Here is a 481-nt window from a genome sequence, read left to right as displayed (position 1 = left end):
ACCCTGCGGGCCGTCGTCGAAACGATGCCCGAAACGGCCCCGACCGACGAGGCCCGCGCCCGCGCGCTTATCGAGCAGACCAAGTCCGCGTTCAGCGACTACACGCAGCAGAACAAGAACCTGCGCCTCGACTCGTTTCACCTCGAGAACCTCCGCAGCATGAAAGAGGCCGGGGCGCTCGCCGACTCGGTCGCCAAGTACAGCACGTGGGAGGTCGCCGACAAGCAGCGCGTGTTGGAAGAGCCCGACGCCGGTAAGCGTCTGGAACTCGTCTACGGCCTGTTGTCCCGCGATCCGGACCGCTTCGACACCGAAAAGCAGATTTCGGCCCGCGTGAAGCAGCAGATGGACGCCAATCAGCGCGAGTACTACTTGCGCGAGCAGATGAAGGCCATCCAGAAAGAACTCGGCGGCGGCGAAGAGACGCTCTCGGAAATCGAAGACCTCAAAAAGCGCGTGTCCGACAAAAATATGCCTGAAG

The 481-nt window shown here is 62.2% G+C and carries 1 protein-coding gene; it reads left to right on the top strand.

Annotation, left to right across the window (positions count from 1 at the left end; all coding sequences use genetic code 11):
* Window positions 1-481: LON peptidase substrate-binding domain-containing protein (locus HZ297_RS11775; RefSeq protein ID WP_178863961.1), on the top strand; the 481-nt coding region annotated here is incomplete at both ends.

The sequence above is a fragment of the Thiomicrorhabdus cannonii genome, assembly GCF_013391695.1.
Classification (GTDB): Bacteria; Pseudomonadota; Gammaproteobacteria; order Thiomicrospirales; family Thiomicrospiraceae; genus Thiomicrorhabdus; species Thiomicrorhabdus cannonii.
This window is presented reverse-complemented; position numbering and strand designations above follow the sequence as displayed.